This window comes from Micromonospora sp. NPDC049101 (genome assembly GCF_040648675.1).
GTDB lineage: Bacteria > Actinomycetota > Actinomycetes > Mycobacteriales > Micromonosporaceae > Micromonospora.
In genome coordinates this window covers 1-17,448 of the sequence record NZ_JBEZED010000044.1, presented here as the reverse complement: position 1 = coordinate 17,448, position 17,448 = coordinate 1, and the positions used below count along the sequence as shown (strand labels likewise).

The following is a 17,448-nucleotide window of genomic DNA, read 5'->3' as shown; positions in this document are numbered from 1 at the left end:
GAAAATGAGCCTCAGGTGAGCGCCGCGGCGACGGTGGCCGCCCGATCCTCGTGCTGGGCGTACGCGTCGGGGTAGGCGGAGATCTGTACGGCCTGGGCGGCGGCGGTGACGCTCATGTCCTGCCAGCCCGGGATCTCGTTCAGGGCGCTGTAGAAGGCCCGCGCGGCGTACGACGGGCGCATCAGTTCGGCCACCGTGCCCCAGCCGCTGCTGGGCCGCTGCTGGAACAACCCGAGCGAGTCGTGGTCGGAGCCGCTGCCCTGGTTCGGGTAGTCGGCCGACTCGGGGAGGACGTCGCTGGCCAGGTTGTAGAGGTTGCTCTCCTGCATGGCGGTGGCCAGCGCCACCACCAGGGCGCGGCGCGGCATCTTCATGCCCAGCCCGACGTCCACGATGATCTTCGCGTTGTCCATCTGTGCCTGGTCGAGGCCGGCGACCGGTCGGGGTCGGCGGGGCTTGACCGGCTTCTTGGGCGCCTTGCGGGCGACGGTCGGCGCGGGGGTGGGCGTCGCCGTCGGGCTGGGGAGGATCCGCGTGGGGGCGAGGTCACGGTCCAGCGAGCGGGAGGCGCGTTCGTCGGCGATGGCGGCCCGGTCGGCCACCGCCTCGGCGAGGGGCTCCACCGTGCGGGGCGTGTCGTCGTCGTTGCCCCGGGCGGTGGCGACCGCGACGAGGCTGAGGCAGCAGGTGACACCGGTGGCCAGGGCCACCCGGACCGGGGTCGAGCCCAGCAGGGAACGCCGGGGCGGTTCGGGGACGCGGTGACGGCCAATCGTCCGTTCGGTTGATGCGGCGTCGCCGGAAGGGGTGGTCGGGCGCGCGTCGGTCAGCTTCTGGTCGGTGGGGTCGTCGGGATGCACCTGACGAGGCTAGAGAAGCGACCGCCCGATGCCATCGGCCCTTACGGTGGCATGCGCCACAATTTGCCCCGATCGTGGCGACTTCAAGCACCAAAAGTGGAGCAGAGCCACAACCCTCGCGGATCGGGCCAGACGGTTATTCCCGATTTGCCGGTCGGTTGTGGTCGGGTACTCACGCCTGCCGTCGATAATCCAGCCGCGCCCGCCGGATCCACCGATTGCCCGATGTCGAGTCCACCGAAAGGTCAGCACCGCCTCACGCAGTCGCATGATCGTGCTCGATCCTGGAAAGAGGGGCCTCAGCGACGAACGATGCCACTACAACCAGGACAACGCGGTTACGTTAGGTGGAACGGCTGTTCGTCAACCAGCACTGCCTCGCCGATCATGGAGTTGGGGTGGGTAACAGAACGCCCGTAAACCCCCAAAGTCGGCACCACAACTCCATGATCGCCAAGCCGGGCCCAACCCGCTCCCTAACGCAACGGCGTTGACAACCAGGATCGAGCACGATCATGCGACAGGGCGGCCGAGTGAGGCCGGGGCGTCGGCGAGCGGCGGATCTCAGTGTCGGCCGTTCTCCGCCGGTGTGACAGTCAGTCGATGCCGGCTGGCGTCGCCGCTGGAGAACGGCCAGAGCCGGTCGGCGTACTCGACCAGGTCGGCCAGTTGATCTCGGCTCAGGCCGGCCGAGGAGATCGAGGCGTGCACGTCGGCCCGGTACAGGCCGTCGTCGTCGCGCCCCAGCTTCGCCTCCGCCCGTACCTGCACGGTGTGCGCCTCGTCGGTGATCTCCCCGGCCGCCTCCACCGCCGCGTGGTGCAGGCAGGACGCGAAGGCGGCGGCCAGCAACTGCTCTGGTCTCAACCCCGTGCAGTGCGCCGCCAGCGGCGAGGCCAGCGGGGTGGAGAGCCCTCCGTCGTCGGTGCGTACGTGACCGCCCTCGGCGGTCGCTGTGGCCTCACGCAGCCAGGAACTCTGATCCGGCATCGCGTTCTCCCGTCGCTCACCGGCTCGGCTACCCGGCCGCCGCCCGCCGAAACGCCGTTGAGCCCACGTCAGCGCCCGGAGGCCCCGTTCGGCTCGTCGAGCATGGCCACCGCCTCGGTCACCTCGGCCGCCGCCCGTTCGGTCCACGGCGACGTCGAGGTCGGCCGGCGGGGCGCCGGGATCGTCATCGGGACGTACACCCGGGCGTCCACGGCCTCGGCCAGCAGCAGTGCCGCGACCATGCTGGTCGGGCGCTGGTCGGGATCGTCGGCCAGGCAGGAGTGGCACAACTCGGCCACCTCCGGCGGGAGCCCGTCGATCTCGGGCAGCGGGCTCGGCGGCTGCTCACGGCGTACGCCGAGCAGTTCGGTGGTGGTGGCCGCGTGGTACGGCAGGCGGGCGGTGAGGCAGTAGTAGAGCAGCACGCCGAGGGCGTACATGTCGGCGGCGGGGGTGGCCGGCGCCCGCTGCAGCTGCTCGGGCGCCAGGTAGGCCGGGGTGCCCAGCACCATGCCGGTCGGGGTCGAATCGGGTGCGCCGGCGGGGACGGCGATGCCGAAGTCGAGCACCTTCACGCCCGACGGGGTGAGCATGACGTTCGCGGGCTTGACGTCGCGGTGCACGATGCCCTCGGCGTGTGCGGCGGCCAGCGCCGCGGCGACCTCCGCGCAGACCCGCACCGAGATCCGCCAGTCCAGTGGCCCGGCCCGCAGGTGCGCGGCGAGCGTCTCGCCCTCGGCCAGCTCCATCACGATGTAGGGCACCGCCCGCCCCGGCCAGGTCGAGGCGGTGCCGAAGTCGTGCACGCTCGCCACGTTCGGGTGCACCAGGCGGGCGGCCGACCGGGCCTCCGCGCGGATCCGGTCCACCGGGCCGCCCTGGCGGTGCCGGCCGTCCTGGTCGTCCGGGCCGGGCAGGATGAGCTTCACCGCGACCGGCCGGTCCAGCACCTGGTCGTGCGCCCGCCACACCTCGGACATGCCACCCACGCCGATACGCTGCTCGAGCTGATACCGCCCGTCCAGTGTGCGCATCGACCACTCCTCGCCCTCACTCCGCCGACGGCGGGTGCTCCGATCGCGGTACCCGGCCGCCAAGCTGGGCAAACCGACAGCGCACCGGCCCGGCGCACCTCGCTGCGGCGCGACGACGGGTGCGGTAACTTGCGAGCCAGAGCCGGCGTCACCGACTGTGCCGGCCCGGTCACCCGAGGGGGCGCCGCGATGAGCGAGGTCACCGTACGCTTCGTCGGCGGTCCCGCGGACGGTCTGGTCCGGCTGCTGCCGGCCGGGTCGGACGGCGCTCCACCCCAGCGGTGGATCATGCGGCACCCGGACGGCACCGGTCCGGTGCAGCCCGGCCCCGACCACCTCTACGAACGCGACAGGCCCGACGACGCGGGCGGTTGGAGCATGCGGTTCGTGCGCACCGACGCGTCCGGGGTGTCCGAGTGACCACGAGGCGGGGCTGACCGGTGGTGTCGTCGGCGTCGCGTCGGGCCGGCCACCCAGCTGGCACACAGCTCCCGCAGGGCCGTGGCACAGACGTCGCGGCCACGATGGGGGCCATGGTCACCAACGGGCAGGTCGCGCCGAGCCGGATCGAGTTGCGTCGCCCCGACGGCGAACCCGTCCGGGTGCTGGTCGTCGACGACGAGGCGACGCTCGCCGACCTGCTGTCGATGGCGCTGCGCTACGAGGGCTGGCAGGTGCGCAGCGCCGGCGACGGCATGGCGGCGTTGAGCGCCGCCCGACAGTTCCAGCCGGACGCCGTGGTCCTCGACGTGATGCTGCCCGACCTGGACGGCTTCCAGGTGCTGCGCCGACTGCGCGAGCACGCCCCGACCGTGCCGGTGCTCTTCCTGACCGCCCGCGACGCGGTGGAGGACCGCATCGCCGGCCTGACCGTCGGCGGCGACGACTACGTGACCAAGCCGTTCAGCCTGGAGGAGGTGATCGCCCGGCTGCGCGCGCTGTTGCGCCGCTCCGGCTTCGCCGTCGCCGCCCGGGAGGACGCCGTCCTCACCGTCGGTGACCTCAGCCTCGACGAGGACAGCCACGAGGTACGCCGCGACGGCCACCTGGTCACCCTCACCGCCACCGAGTTCGAGCTGCTGCGCTACCTGATGCGCAACCCGCGCCGGGTGCTCAGCAAGGCGCAGATCCTGGACCGGGTGTGGCACTACGACTTCGGCGGCCAGGCCAACGTGGTGGAGCTGTACATCTCGTACCTGCGCAAGAAGATCGACGCCGGTCGGGCGCCGATGATCCACACGCTGCGCGGTGCGGGTTATGTCCTCAAACCCGCCGAGTAGCCGCCGCCCACTGCGCGCCGCCCGCCGGTGGCTGGCCGGCCGCTCGCTGCGTACCCGACTGGTGTTCGCCCTGGTCGCGCTGCTGGCGGTGGTCAGCGTCGCCATCGGTGGCCTCAGCACCGTGGCGCTGCGGCACGTCCTGATCGACCGGCTCGACGCGGAGTTGGCGCCCGCCACGGTCATGCGGGGGGACCGTCCGGGACGGCCGGCCTTTCCGGGCAGCGGGCCGGCCATCCCACCCGGATCGCCGTCCGGCACGGTGGTCGCCGAGATCGTCGACGGTCGGGTGACCAGCGCACGGACCCTGACCAAGAGCCCGTCCAGCGACGATCCGTTCCCCGACGAGCAGACCGTTTCCGTCGCCGAGGTCGCCACCCTGGCGGACCTGCCGGTCGGCGTCGAACCGCGCACCGTCGACCTGGGTGCCCGTGGCGACTACCGGGCCGTGGCCCGGCAGTACTGGGACGGCAGGGTACGCGTCGTCGCCGTCCCCCTCGCTGGCGTGCGGGAGACCGTCCGGCGACAACTCGCCGCCCAGGCCGGGGTGGCCGCCGTCGGGCTGCTGATCGCGGGTGCCGCCGGTGCGCTGATCGTGCGGGCCACGCTGCGCCCGCTCAACCGGGTGGCCGCCACCGCCACCCGGGTCACCGAGCTGCCCCTGGACCGCGGCGAGGTGGCGCTCGCCGTCCGGGTCCCGGCCGTGGACACCGATCCGCGCACCGAGGTCGGCCAGGTCGGCGCGGCGCTGAACCGGATGCTGGGCCACGTCGCCGACGCGCTGTCCGCGCGGCAGGCCAGCGAGACTCGGGTACGCCAGTTCGTCGCCGACGCCAGCCACGAGCTGCGCACGCCCCTCGCGGCGATCCGCGGCTACGCGGAGCTGGCCCGCCGTGGCCGCGACGAGGTGCCCGCCGACGTGGCGCACGCGCTGCGACGGGTCGAGTCGGAAAGCACCCGGATGACAAGCCTCGTCGACGATTTGCTGCTGCTGGCGCGGCTGGACTCCGGTCGGCCGCTAGCGGCGGACCCGGTCGACCTGACCGCCCTGGTGGTGGACGCGGTCAGCGACGCGCACGTCGCCGGCCCGGACCACCGCTGGCAGCTCGAACTGCCCGACGTGGCGATCTGGGTGCCCGGCGACGCCGCCCGGTTGCATCAGGTGGTGGCGAACCTGCTGACCAATGCCCGGGTGCACACCCCGCCCGGCAGCACTGTCGTCACCACGCTGGCCGTCGACCAGGACAGCGCCGTGCTCTCCGTGGCCGACGACGGCCCGGGGGTGCCGGTGGAGCTGCAACCGGAGATGTTCGAGCGGTTCGCCCGGGGTGACAGCTCTCGGTCCCGTGCCCATGGCAGCACCGGCCTCGGCCTCGCGATCGTCGCGGCGGTCGTCGAGGCCCACCACGGCACTGTCGGCGTCGACAGCCGTCCGGGTCGGACACTGTTCAGCGTCCGGTTGCCGAATCCCACAGCTGAGGCATAGGCAGCGCACGGCGTCGCGCCAGCCCGGCCATCGAGGCTGGCCGCATGGACACGACAGAGACCCTGCAGACACCCGCCGCACCCGAGCCACCGACTGCCACACGCCCCGACGAGCACTCGCCGCCGCCGCGCTCCGCGCCGGCCTGGGCCCGGCCCGCGTTGGTGGTCCTGCTGCTCGCCACCGCCCTGCTCTACCTCTGGGGCCTGGGTGCCTCCGGGTGGGCGAACTCCTTCTACGCGGCGGCCGTGCAGGCCGGCTCGGTGAGCTGGAAGGCGTTCCTCTACGGCTCGTCGGACGCCGCCAACTCCATCACCGTCGACAAGACACCCGCGTCGCTGTGGCTGATGGCCCTGTCCGTCCGCGTCTTCGGGCTGAACAGCTGGGCGATGCTCATCCCGCAGGCGCTCTGCGGCGTCGCCTCGGTGGGCGTGCTCCACGCGACAGTCAAACGCTGGTACGGGCCGGCCGCCGGGTTGATCGCCGGAGCAGTCCTCGCCGTCACCCCGGTGGCGACGCTGATGTTCCGGTTCAACAACCCCGACGCGCTGCTCGTGCTGCTGTTGGTCGCCGCCGCGTACGCCACCGTGCGCGCTCTGGAGTCGGCCAGCACCCGGTGGATCGTGCTGGCCGGCGCGCTTGTCGGGTTCGGCTTCCTCACCAAGATGCTCCAGGCGTTCCTGGTGGTGCCGGTCTTCGCCGGGGTCTACCTGCTGGCCGCGCCGACCGGGCTGTGGCGGCGGGTCCGGCAACTGCTGCTGGCCGGTCTGGCAGTGGTGGTCGCCGCCGGCTGGTGGGTCGCGCTCGTCGAACTGGTTCCGGCCAGCGCCCGCCCGTACATCGGCGGATCGCAGGGCAACAGCATCCTGGAACTCACCCTCGGCTACAACGGCCTCGGCCGGATCACCGGCGAGGAGGTGGGCAGCGTCGGCGGCGGCGCGCGGCCGGGCGGCGGTGGTGGCGGCCCGTTCTCGGGTCAGACCGGCCTGCTGCGGATGTTCGGCGGCGAGGTCGGTGGCCAGATCTCCTGGCTGCTGCCGGCCGCGCTGATCCTGCTGGTCGCCGGCCTCGTGCTGGCCGGTCGCGCCCCCCGCACCGACCGCACCCGGGCCGGTCTGCTGCTCTGGGGCGGTTGGCTGCTGGTCACCGGTCTGATCTTCAGCTTCATGTCCGGGATCTTCCACGCCTACTACACGGTGGCGCTCGCCCCGGCGGTCGGCGCGCTGGTCGGCAGCGGTGTGACAGTGCTCTGGCCGCAGCGCCACCCGCTGCCGACAACCGCTGACTCCCTGGCGGGCGACTCGCGCTGGCAGCGGTGGCGTCCGCTGGTGGCCACCGTGACGCTCGCCGGCACCCTCGCGGTCACCGTGTGGTGGGCGTGGGTGCTGCTGGGGCGCAGCCCCGACTGGTACCCGTGGCTGCGGACCACCGTGCTCGTCGCCGGCCTCATCGGCGCGGTGCTGCTCCTGCTGGCCACCCGGCTGCCTCGCCGGTTGGTGCCGGTGGTGCTCGGGCTTGGCGCGGCGGTGGCGCTGGCCGGCCCGGTGGCGTACGCGGCGCAGACCGCCGCGACTCCGCACACCGGGGCGATCCCGAGCGCCGGCCCGTTCGTGGCGGCCGGGCGCGGCGGCTTCCCCGCTGGGCGACCGCCCGCCGGCATGGAGTTCCCCGGTGGCGGCCAGTTCCCGGGCGGCGGCCGGTTCCCCGGCGGCGGTCAGAACGGTGGCGGCCAGTTCCCGGGCGGTGGCCAGTTCCCCGGCTTCCCCGGCGGTGGCCGTGACGGTGGCCAGGCGCCCGGTGGCCAGGCGCCCGGTGGGCAGGGTCGCTCGGCCGGCGGCGGGATGGGCGGGCTGCTCGACGCCCGCGAACCCAGCGCCGCGTTGCGCGAGTTGCTGGAGCGCGACAGCGCCGACTACGCGTGGGTGGCAGCCACCGTCGGCTCCAACAACGCCTCCGGCTACCAGCTCGCCACCGGGGATCCGGTGATGCCGATCGGCGGGTTCAACGGCAGTGACCCGTCGCCGACCCTCGCGCAGTTCCAGCGTTACGTCGCCGATCACCAGATCCACTACTTCATCGGTGGCGGTGGCTTCCGGGCCAACGGCGGCAGCTCCGCCTCCGGCGAGATCGCCGCCTGGGTCGCGGAGACGTTCACGGCGCAGACCGTCGACGGTGTCACCGTCTACGACCTGAGCAGCGGCACGGAGGCGTCGTGACCGCGCTGAGCGGCCCCCGGGCCGCAGTACACGCCGGTGCCGCCGCCCAGGCCGGACCCGCCGCCGGTGCGGTGTTGGACGTGGTGATCCCGGTCTACAACGAGGAGACCGACCTCGGGCCGTGCGTACGGCGGCTGCACGCCCACCTGCGCGAGCACTTCCCGTACCCGTTCCGGATCACGATCGCCGACAACGCCAGCATCGACGACACCCTGAAGGTGGCCGACGGCCTCGCCGGTGAGCTGCCCGGCGTCGAGGTGCTGCACCTGGACGCCAAGGGGCGGGGGAGGGCGCTGTCCGCCGCCTGGTCCGCGTCGTCCGCGCCGGTGCTGGCGTACATGGACGTGGATCTGTCCACCGACCTGGCGGCGCTGTTGCCGCTTGTCGCGCCGCTCATCTCCGGCCACTCCGACCTGGCCATCGGCACGCGGCTGGCGCGTACCTCCCGGGTGGTGCGTGGCGCCAAGCGGGAGGTGATCTCCCGGGCCTACAACCTGCTGCTGCGGGGAGCGTTGGCGGCCCGGTTCTCCGACGCGCAGTGCGGGTTCAAGGCGATCCGCGCGGACGTGGCCGCGGAGCTGCTTCCCCTGGTGCGCGACACCGGCTGGTTCTTCGACACCGAGTTGCTGGTGCTCGCCCAGCGGGCCGGGTTGCGGATCCACGAGGTGCCGGTGGACTGGGTCGACGACCCGGACAGCCGCGTGGACATCGTCGCCACCGCCCTCACCGACCTGCGCGGCGTGGGTCGGCTGGGCCGGGCACTGGTGACCGGCGCGCTGCCGCTGACCGACCTACGCGCGCAGCTTGGCCGGGCGCCGCTGACCGGGCCGCGGGCCCGATCCGGCCCGGCCACGCCGCCGGGACAGGTGCCGGTCGGGTTGCCCCGGCAACTGGTCCGGTTCGCGGCGGTCGGGGTCGCCAGCACGCTGGCGTACCTGGTGTTGTTCGTGGCCACCCGGGGCGCGCTCGGCGCGCAACCGGCGAACCTGCTGGCGCTGCTGCTGACGGCGGTGGCGAACACGGCCGCGAACCGGCGGTTGACGTTCGGCATCAGCGGACGCCGGCACGCCGGCCGGCATCACCTGCAGGGGTTGCTGGCCTTCGCGCTCGGCCTGGCGTTGACCAGCGGCTCGCTGGCCGTGCTGCACGCCGCCGACGCCGTACCCGCCCGGCCGGTGGAGCTGGCCGTGCTGGTGGCCGCGAACCTGGCCGCCACAGTGCTGCGCTTCGTGCTGCTGCGCCTCGGCATGCACCACCGAAGAAGTTGAGCCACCGAAGGGGCTGAGGCACCGGCGGTCAGCGGCCCAGCACCTCGGCGAGGACCTCGACGACGCGTCGCGTGTGGCGTCCGTCGGGGTCCTCGTCGGTGTTCAGGTCGGTCACGCTCATCCCGAGCAGCCGGTCGGCGCGGGCCAGTGGGGTGACGAGCGCGATCAGGTCCGCCCAGCGGGGCCCGTCCGGCTCCGGGTAGGTCACCGCCGGCAGATCGCGCGGGTCCACCACGTCCAGGTCGAGGTGCAGCCACGCCGGGCCGTCCCCGTCGGCCGCCAGGCCCGCCCCGACCGTCCCCGCTCCCCGGCGCAGCAGCTCCTCGGCGGGCACCTGGTGGATCGCCGGGTCGATCCGGGCCGCTTCGACAGTGCTGCTCTCGTCGGTGGGCGGGCGGTGCCCGAGCAGGTGTACGCGCCTCGGGTCGAGCAACGCGCCGCCGGAGGAGAGGGCGGCGGGGCCGTGCCCGGTGACCACCGCGAGGTCCATGTCGGCGGCCTCGCCGGTCGGTGAGGTCGCGCCGTCGAGGAAGTCCGGATGGGCGTCGACGAACCACAGCACGGTCGCCGCGGGCAGGGCCGGGCAGATGCCGGGCAGGATCGCGCAGTCCCCGCCGAGCACCAGCGGTCGGCGGCCGTCGGCGAGCACCGCGGCGACCCGTGCGGTGATGGCCGCGCCCGCTCGGCGCAGGCCGGCGGCACCGATCACCCCGCTCGCCGGATCGCGGACCGGGTCGCGCAACCACGCCTCGTCGACCCGCCCGCCGTCGTCGGCGGCGAGCGCGTCCAGCAGGCCCGCCCGGCGCAGCGCGTCGGGCGCCCGTTGCTCGCCGCGCCCGGCTCCGGAGGAGTCCAACGGCGCGTCCACCACCACCCAGCGCACGTCCGCAGCGTACCGGCGGGGTCGGTCTCCGGGTCGCATTCTGTGGCGAGGCTGGGAGTCCACGAATGTGCCCGCGACGCGGATGGCGATCAGCGTACGGTGAGGGACAAGTCCGGCTATCTAGGTCAAAAGCCTCATTGGTGTACGCCTGGGACCGGGGTCAGGACGGGCGAGGGCAAGGAGCGATCGGTGAGACATCTGGCCTACCTGGACGCGGGATCCGGCAGCCTGATCGTGCAGGCGGTCGTCGGCGGGGTGGCCGGCGCCGCGGTCGCCGCGAAGCTCTACTGGCGACGCCTGGTCGACCGGTTCCGCCGGCAACCGACCGACCAGCGGTGAGCGGGCCGGTCCCGACGATGGCGATTTCACCCACCGAGGTACGACCCGAGCCGGCCTCCTTCCGCGACCCGGCCAACCGCGTCTTCCACGTCGGCGACGAGGTGCTGCGCGGGCTGGACCCCCGGGCCGCCGAGCACTGGCGTGCCCTGGCCGGCAGCACGTTCTTCCCGGCCCTGGTCGCCGCGCGCAAGGTCTGCGCCACCGAGGACGCCCCGTCGACGCTGGTGCCCGCCACGACCGGAGCCGGGTGGGCGGCCGTGCTGCGCCACGAGCGCATCCCGTTCGTCTCCCACCCGTACGAGTGGTCGTTCAGTATGCTGCGCGACGCCGCCCTGCTGCACCTGGAGATCCTGCGCGCCGCGCTCACCGACGGCTTCACCACCAAGGACGGCTCGGCGTACAACCTGCAGTGGCGTGGCGCCGAGCCGGTCTTCATCGACATCGGCTCCTTCGAGCCGGCCCGCGACGGCGAGCCGTGGGCCGGCTACCGGCAGTTCTGCCAGACCGTGCTCTATCCGCTGATGCTCACCGCCCACCTGGGCGTCGACTTCCAACCGTGGCTGCGCGCCCGGGTCGACGGCATCGAGGCCGACGAACTCCGACCGCTGTTCGGCGGGGTCCGCCGGCTGCGCCCCGGCGTGCTGACCCACCTGCACCTGCACGGCGCCATGCAGCAACGCAACGCCGCCGCCAGCACCAGAGACGTCCGCGACCAACTGCGGGCCGCCGGCTTCTCCCCGCAGCTGCTGCTGGCCACCGTACGCGGCATGCAGAAACTGGTCCGCAAGCTGGACCACCGCCCGGCCGAGAGCCACTGGTCGGACTACCAGCGCACCTGCGGCTACTCGGCCCGGGACCGGGTGGCGAAGGAGCAGTTCGTCGCCACCGCGGTGGCCGCCGGCACCCGCCCCCGCCTGGTGCTCGACCTCGGCGCCAACGACGGCCGATACTCCCGCCTGGCCGTCGGGCACGCCGACTACGTGGTCGCCGTCGAGCAGGACCCGGCCGTGGTCGACGAGCTGTACCGCACACTGCGCGCCGAGGGCCAGCGCCGGATCCTGCCGCTGGTGCTGGACCTGGCCGACCCGTCGCCCGGCGGAGGCTGGCGGGGCGTCGAGCGGGCCGGCTTCGCCGAACGGGCCTGCGCCGACGTGGTGCTCGCCCTGGCTGTGGTGCACCACCTGGCGATCGGGCGCAACGTGCCGCTGCCGGAGGTCGTCGACTGGCTGGCCGGGCTGACCGTGCCCGGCGGGGCGCTGGTGGCGGAGTTCGTCGGGCCGGAGGACCCGATGGCGGACCGGCTGCTGGCCAACAAGCCCGCCGGCCTCTTCCCGGACTACCGGCGCGACACCTTCGAGGCGTTGCTCGCCGCCCGGGGCCGGATCACCGACCGACTGGAACTGCCCTCGGGCACCCGCACGCTCTACCGGACGGTGATGGGTGGCTGAACCGCAGCGGGACCGGGGCTGGCGGGGCGAGCTGGGCCGGCTGCTGGAAATTGTCGCGCTGGTCGGGCTGGTCGTCACCCAGCCACTGCTGGACGTGCTCGGACGCAGCCCCGACTTCTTCCTCTTCCACCGCGCCGACCCGGCCCAGATCCTGCTGCTGGCCGCCCTGGTGGCGGTGCTGCCCACGACCGCGGTGGCCCTGCTCGGCGCGCTCAGTCGACTGGCCGGCCGGACCGCCCGCGCCCACACCCACACCGGGCTGGTCGGGCTGCTGCTCGCCGCCCTCGCCGTACAGGTGGGCCGACACGTGACGCCGCTTCGGGGCGTACCCCTGCTGTTGGTGGCTCTGGTGCTCGGTGCCGGCGGCGCGGTCGCACACCGGCGGTGGCGGGCGCCGCGCCGGGCGCTGCGACTGGCCGCCGCCGGGCCGGTGGCGTTCGTGGCGCTGTTCCTGCTCGTCTCACCCACCTCGGCGGTGGTGCTGCCGCGCGGCGACGGCGGCGCGGCCGGCACCGCGCAGGGCGCCGGCGTGCACCCGCCGGTGGTCATGCTGATCCTCGACGAGCTGCCGCTGGTCAGCCTGCTCGGTGCCGACGGGCGGATCGACGCGACGAGGTACCCGCACTTCGCCGAGTTGGCCGGCGCCTCGACCTGGTACCGCAACGCCACCGGGGTCAGCGGCTGGACACCCAACGCGCTGCCCGCGATGCTCACCGGCCGCTATCCGGCGCGGCAGGTCGCCCCGCACTACTCGCAGTACCCGGACAACATCTTCACCGCCTTCGGCGGCCTCTACGACATCCGCGCCGAGGAGACCATCACCCGGCTGTGCCCGCCCAGCCGCTGCGAACAACCTGTCGCCCCCGAACAGGGGCTCGGCGTGTTGGTCCGGGAGACCGGCAAGCTGCTCGGTCGGGTCGCCGGGCCGACGGAGAGCGCTGTCGACCCGGAGGACTCCTACCGTGAGCAGACCCGGGCCGAGGCCGGTCTGGACGCCGCCGAGCCGGTGCCGGCCGACCCGAAGTTCCGCTGGGACAGCCTGGACGACAACCAACCGGCCCGGTTCACCCGCTTCCTCGCCGGGCTGAAGCCGACGACCCGGCCCACCCTGCACTTCCTGCACCTGCTGATGCCGCACTCACCGTGGACGTACCTGCCGTCCGGGGCACGCTACGACGCCCCCGGGGACCTGCCCAACGACGGCGCCGGGTGGATCGACCTGGCCCGGCAACGCCACCTCGCCCAACTCGGCTACACCGACCGGCTGATCGGCGAGACCCTGCGCACGCTGCGCGCCAGCGGCCTCTACGACCAGGCGCTCGTCGTGGTGACCGCCGACCACGGGGTGAGCTTCCGTCCCGGGGCGCAGGGCCGGGGCCTGGACGCGATCAAGGCCGCTGCCGGTGAGGTCGCCTGGGTGCCGATGTTCGTCAAGGAGCCCCGGCAGCAGACCGGCCGGGTGGACGACCGCAACTGGGAACACGTCGACCTGCTGCCGACCGTGGCCGACGAGGCCAACATCCGGCTGCCCGGGCGGGTCGACGGGCGTTCCGCCCGGCAGGCCCCCCGCACCGACGGTACGAAACACTTCTACGACCGCCCCGGCGAACCTGTCACCTTCCCCGGTGGGGTGCCCGCCGCACCGCCACCGCCGACGCCACACCCCCTGGTCGGCACCGAGGTGCGCGCCGGCCCGGCCGCAGGCGTCGCCCGGGTGGCCGACCTGGCCGCGTTCACGGCCACCGACCCGGACACCGGCACCCTCCCGGCGCTGGTCTGGGGGGACGTCCCGGACCGGATCCCGGACGGCACACTGCTGGCGGTGGCCGTCAACGGCCGGATCGGCGCCGTCGTACCGGCGGTGCCCGCCGACCCCGGCGGACGCCGGTTCGCCGCGCTGCTCACCGACGACAGGCTGTTCCGCGCCGGCAACAACCAGCTCGACGTCTTCCAGGTCACGACGGACGGTACGCTGCGGCGCCTCGCACTGTCCTGAGTCGGTCTCGGGTACTGGGAAGCGGGGTTTCCCGCTGGCCCGGTCGGGAATCGGGTGACGCATACCTCACCGCCGAACCACGGCGGGCGTTGTCCCCGGAGCCGCAATTACGGTAGAAGCGAAGGCAATTCAACGTAGATCTGCCGGCGAAGCGAGGAACCACATGACGGAAGTCAAGCTCGATCACCCCGGTGGGCAGCTGTCGATGCCGGTGCACCCAGCGGTCGAGGGCCCCGCCGGTATCGGGGTGAGCAAGCTGCTCAAGGAAACCGGGATGACGACGTACGACCCCGGTTTCGTCAACACCGCGGCGGCCTCATCGGCGATCACCTACATCGACGGCGACGCGGGGATCCTGCGTTACCGGGGATACCCGATCGAGCAGCTGGCCGAGAAGTCCTCCTTCCTGGAGGTCTCCTACCTGCTCATCTACGGTGAGCTGCCGACCGAGCAGCAGCTGGCCGAGTTCACCGAGTGGATTCGGCGGCACTCGCTGCTGCACGAGGAGATGCGTCGCTTCTTCGACGGCTTCCCCCGGGACGCCCACCCGATGGCGGTGCTGTCGTCCGCGGTGAGCGCCCTGTCCACCTTCTACCAGGACAGCCTGGACCCGTTCGACTCCGAGCACGTGGAGATCTCCACGGTCCGGCTGATGGCGAAGGTGCCGACCATCGCCTCGTACGCCTACAAGAAGTCCATCGGGCAGCCGCTGCTCTACCCGGACAACTCCCTGGGGTACGTGGACAACCTGCTGCGGATGACGTTCGGCGTGCCGGCGGAGCCGTACGAGGTCGACCCGGTGATGTCGAAGGTGCTGGACATGCTGTTCGTCCTGCACGCCGACCACGAGCAGAACTGCTCCACGTCGACAGTCCGCCTGGTCGGCTCCAGCAACGCCAACCTGTTCGCCTCGGTCTCCGCCGGCGTGAACGCCCTGTTCGGCCCGCTGCACGGCGGCGCCAACCAGGCGGTGCTGGAGATGCTCCAGCAGATCCACGCCGGCGACGGCGACGTCCGCTCCTTCGTCCGCAAGGTCAAGAACAAGGAGGACGGCGTCAAGCTGATGGGCTTCGGCCACCGGGTCTACAAGAACTACGACCCGCGCGCGGCGATCGTCAAGAAGGCCGCGCAGGACGTGCTGGGCCGGATGGCCAAGCCGGACCCGCTGCTGGACATCGCCATGGAGTTGGAGGAGATCGCCCTCGCCGACGACTTCTTCGTCTCCCGTCGCCTCTACCCGAACGTGGACTTCTACACCGGCCTGATCTACAAGGCCATGGGCTTCCCGACGAAGATGTTCACGGTGCTCTTCGCGCTCGGCCGGCTCCCCGGCTGGATCGCCCAGTGGCGCGAGATGATCAGCGACCCGGAGACCAAGATCGGCCGTCCGCGGCAGGTCTACGTCGGTGCCCCCGAGCGGGACTACGTCCCCTTCGCCGAGCGCTGACCGTTCGTCCCCAGCACTACCGCAGGCCGTCGACCCCTCCGGGTCGGCGGCCTGCGGCCTTCCCCACGACCCCGGTCGACTTGATCGTCGTCCCGTCGGCGGGCCTGCGCTTGATCGACTCGGTTTTCCTGATGTCGCGGTGTCCGGGTGCGGTGGATGGCCCGACTTTCAGGAAGGCGAGTCGATCACGCCGGCACACACCCCGACTTGCGGGAATCCGAGTCGATCACGGGCCGCGGAGGCCAGGCGGGTGCCGCCGACTCGCTGCGGCTGCACCCGATGGCGGGGCGTCAGAAGGCGGAGATGTCCTGGGCTCGCTCGCCGCGGCTCAGGGCGCTGATCAGCGCGGACTGACCACGACGGCGTACGGCCAGCCGCACCAGCAGGTCACGCACCGGGTCGAAGACCTCCGCGGGGAACTCCGGCGTGGGCACGCCGACGCTCACCGCCAGGTCGTCGGAGTGGACCACGATCTCCAACTGGCGGGTGAGCAGGAAGTCACCGCGGCGCAGGGCCCAGCCCTGCCACGGGATCGGCACGACGTCCCGGGCGGCACCGCGCGAGAGCAGGTCGCCGACATCCTCCAGCGACTGAGCGCAACGGGCGTGCAGCTCCGCCGGCCCCCGTACGGCTTCGGCCTCGTCGGGACCCGACGCGACCGACGCCTCGTCCGGAGGACCCTCGGTGACCCAGGTCGCCCGCTCGTAGTGGTCGTCGGCCGACTCCAGGGTGGTCAGGTCCGTCGGCAGCGGCAGCAGCTCCGCCGCCCGTACCGCCTGACGCCCCAGGTGACACGCCAGGCCCCCCACGGACAGGTGGGGCAGCGCGCTCGGGTCCGACCAGCGCGCGGTCACCTCCGGGCGTCGGATCAGCTCCAGAGCGATCGAGGCGGCGATCGGAAAGGCGGCATCCAGGGCGTCGACAGAACGAGACATCCGCACATTCTGCCAGGCGCCGACCGGTCGGGCTGACGGCCGCAACGGGCGGGGCTGGCGGGCGCGACCCTCCGGCCCAACGGCCGCGCCCGTCCGGGTCAAGGAGCGCCGGCCGGGCCAAGGAGCGCCGGCCGGCCGCCGCCGAGCGGCCCGCCGACCGCGCACGGCGTGATCGACTCGGGTTTCAGGAAGTCGGGGGGTCCTCAGCACCGGGACACCCCGACTTCAAGAAAACCGAGTCGATCAAGGAAAAAGCAGCGTGCGGGTTAGCGCAGGCCGGCGGCGGCGAGCAGGTTGCCCTCGGGCAGCGCCGGGAGGCTACGGCCCTGGGACATGCGCTGCTCGGCACGGTGGGCGGTGAACTCGGCGTCGGTGGCGATGGCGGCGGCGTAGCTGGCGGCGGTGCGCTGCGCGATCGCCGTCCAGCCGTACTGGTCGTGGACCATCCGGCGGGCGCGGCGGGCCAGCACGCGGGAGCGGTCGGGGTCGGACAGCAGCGCGTCCACGGCGTCGGCGAGCCCGTCGGGGTCGTGCGGGCGGAAGGTCATCCCGGTCACGCCCGGCTCGACGATCTCGCCGAGGCCACCGGTGGCGGCGACGGCCAGGGGTGCGCCGGCCGCCGCGCCCTCCAGGGCGACCATGCCGAACGGTTCGTAGATGCTCGGCACGGCGAAGCAGTCGGACGCGGCCATCAGCGCCGGCAGGTCGGTGCCGCCGAGGAAGCCCGGCATGGTGACCATGCCGCCGAGGCCGCGGCGGTGCACCTCGGCCTCCAGTTCGGCGCGGTACGGGCCGTCGCCGGCGATCACGGCACGCAGCCCCGGGTGCCGCTCGCGCAGTCCGGGCAGCGCGGCGATCAGGTGCTGGACGCCCTTCTCGTACACGAGGCGGCCGGCGAAGGTGACCAGCGGGCCGTTGCCGGCGAACCGGGCGCGGGCGGCGGCCACCGCGCGGGCGGGCACCCGCCAGCGGTGCGGCTCGACGCCGTTGGCGACCACGTCGACCCGTCCGGCCGGTACGCCGAAGAGCGCGTTGACCTCGTCGCGCATGTAACCGGAGCAGACGATCACCCGGTTGGACTCGCTGGTGAGCCACTGCTCGACGCCGTGGATGGTGCGGTTCATCTCGTCCGGCAGCCAGCCCTGGTGCCGCCCCGCCTCGGTGGCGTGGATCGTGCTGACCAGGGGCAGGTCCAGGTGGTCGCGCAACGTCATCGCGGTGTGGGCGACGAGCCAGTCGTGGGCGTGGATGACGTCGTAGGCGCCGGCCTGG

General features: G+C 73.1%; 15 protein-coding genes. 9 read left to right on the top strand and 6 right to left on the bottom strand.

The features are described from left to right. Window positions 1-11 precede the first annotated feature (11 nt). The 3 genes from AB0B57_RS35465 to AB0B57_RS35455 form a co-directional block, all read right to left on the bottom strand. Window positions 12-860 (bottom strand): hypothetical protein, encoded by an 849-nt coding sequence (locus AB0B57_RS35465; RefSeq protein ID WP_357080400.1) that lies wholly within the window; start codon window positions 858-860, stop codon window positions 12-14. Between the two features lie 564 nt (window positions 861-1,424). After that, window positions 1,425-1,850 (bottom strand): OsmC family protein, encoded by a 426-nt coding sequence (locus tag AB0B57_RS35460; protein WP_355033508.1) that lies wholly within the window; start codon window positions 1,848-1,850, stop codon window positions 1,425-1,427. 68 nt (window positions 1,851-1,918) lie between these two features. Beyond that, on the bottom strand, window positions 1,919-2,884 hold the full coding sequence (locus tag AB0B57_RS35455; RefSeq protein ID WP_357080396.1) for a serine/threonine-protein kinase: 966 nt from the start codon (window positions 2,882-2,884) through the stop codon (window positions 1,919-1,921). Window positions 2,885-3,073: 189 nt separating this feature from the next. Here AB0B57_RS35455 and AB0B57_RS35450 point away from each other — a divergent pair, with 189 nt between their 5' ends. The 5 genes from AB0B57_RS35450 (at window position 3,074) to AB0B57_RS35430 (ending at window position 9,128) form a co-directional block, all read left to right on the top strand. Continuing rightward, entirely contained in the window at window positions 3,074-3,304 is a 231-nt protein-coding gene (locus tag AB0B57_RS35450) for a hypothetical protein (RefSeq protein ID WP_357080393.1), read from the top strand. 113 nt (window positions 3,305-3,417) lie between these two features. Continuing rightward, complete coding sequence (locus AB0B57_RS35445; RefSeq protein WP_357080390.1) at window positions 3,418-4,164, top strand: response regulator transcription factor; 747 nt, start codon at window positions 3,418-3,420, stop codon at window positions 4,162-4,164. After that, window positions 4,142-5,647: a HAMP domain-containing sensor histidine kinase gene (locus tag AB0B57_RS35440; RefSeq protein ID WP_357080387.1), complete on the top strand. Its 1,506-nt coding sequence runs from the start codon at window positions 4,142-4,144 to the stop codon at window positions 5,645-5,647. The genes AB0B57_RS35445 and AB0B57_RS35440 overlap by 23 nt, the downstream gene beginning before the upstream one ends. A gap of 44 nt (window positions 5,648-5,691) precedes the next feature. After that, entirely contained in the window at window positions 5,692-7,860 is a 2,169-nt protein-coding gene (locus AB0B57_RS35435; RefSeq protein ID WP_357080386.1) for a glycosyltransferase family 39 protein, read from the top strand. Window positions 7,861-7,931: 71 nt separating this feature from the next. Next, on the top strand, window positions 7,932-9,128 hold the full coding sequence (locus tag AB0B57_RS35430) for a dolichyl-phosphate beta-glucosyltransferase (protein WP_357080511.1): 1,197 nt from the start codon (window positions 7,932-7,934) through the stop codon (window positions 9,126-9,128). Between the two features lie 28 nt (window positions 9,129-9,156). On the opposite strand, the gene AB0B57_RS35425 is transcribed toward AB0B57_RS35430, so the two are convergent. Next, entirely contained in the window at window positions 9,157-10,011 is an 855-nt protein-coding gene (locus AB0B57_RS35425; protein ID WP_357080383.1) for an arginase family protein, read from the bottom strand. A gap of 189 nt (window positions 10,012-10,200) precedes the next feature. Between AB0B57_RS35425 and AB0B57_RS35420 the strand changes: the two genes are divergently transcribed. From AB0B57_RS35420 to AB0B57_RS35405, 4 genes are all read left to right on the top strand, one after another. Next, entirely contained in the window at window positions 10,201-10,350 is a 150-nt protein-coding gene (locus tag AB0B57_RS35420; protein ID WP_179778832.1) for a hypothetical protein, read from the top strand. Window positions 10,351-10,367: 17 nt separating this feature from the next. Beyond that, window positions 10,368-11,798 (top strand): class I SAM-dependent methyltransferase, encoded by a 1,431-nt coding sequence (locus AB0B57_RS35415; protein ID WP_357080379.1) that lies wholly within the window; start codon window positions 10,368-10,370, stop codon window positions 11,796-11,798. Further along, window positions 11,791-13,794 carry a sulfatase-like hydrolase/transferase gene (locus AB0B57_RS35410; protein ID WP_357080376.1) on the top strand — a complete coding sequence of 668 codons (2,004 nt, stop codon included), beginning with the start codon at window positions 11,791-11,793 and terminating at the stop codon, window positions 13,792-13,794. The genes AB0B57_RS35415 and AB0B57_RS35410 overlap by 8 nt, the downstream gene beginning before the upstream one ends. A gap of 163 nt (window positions 13,795-13,957) precedes the next feature. Beyond that, window positions 13,958-15,241: a citrate synthase gene (locus tag AB0B57_RS35405; protein ID WP_357080373.1), complete on the top strand. Its 1,284-nt coding sequence runs from the start codon at window positions 13,958-13,960 to the stop codon at window positions 15,239-15,241. Window positions 15,242-15,531: 290 nt separating this feature from the next. Here AB0B57_RS35405 and AB0B57_RS35400 read toward each other — a convergent pair whose 3' ends face one another. Next, complete coding sequence (locus tag AB0B57_RS35400) at window positions 15,532-16,176, bottom strand: maleylpyruvate isomerase N-terminal domain-containing protein (RefSeq protein ID WP_357080370.1); 645 nt, start codon at window positions 16,174-16,176, stop codon at window positions 15,532-15,534. A 266-nt stretch (window positions 16,177-16,442) separates the two neighbouring features. Then, window positions 16,443-17,448 (bottom strand): glycosyltransferase family 4 protein (locus AB0B57_RS35395; RefSeq protein WP_357080367.1); only part of this gene is annotated, 1,006 nt, incomplete at its 5' end.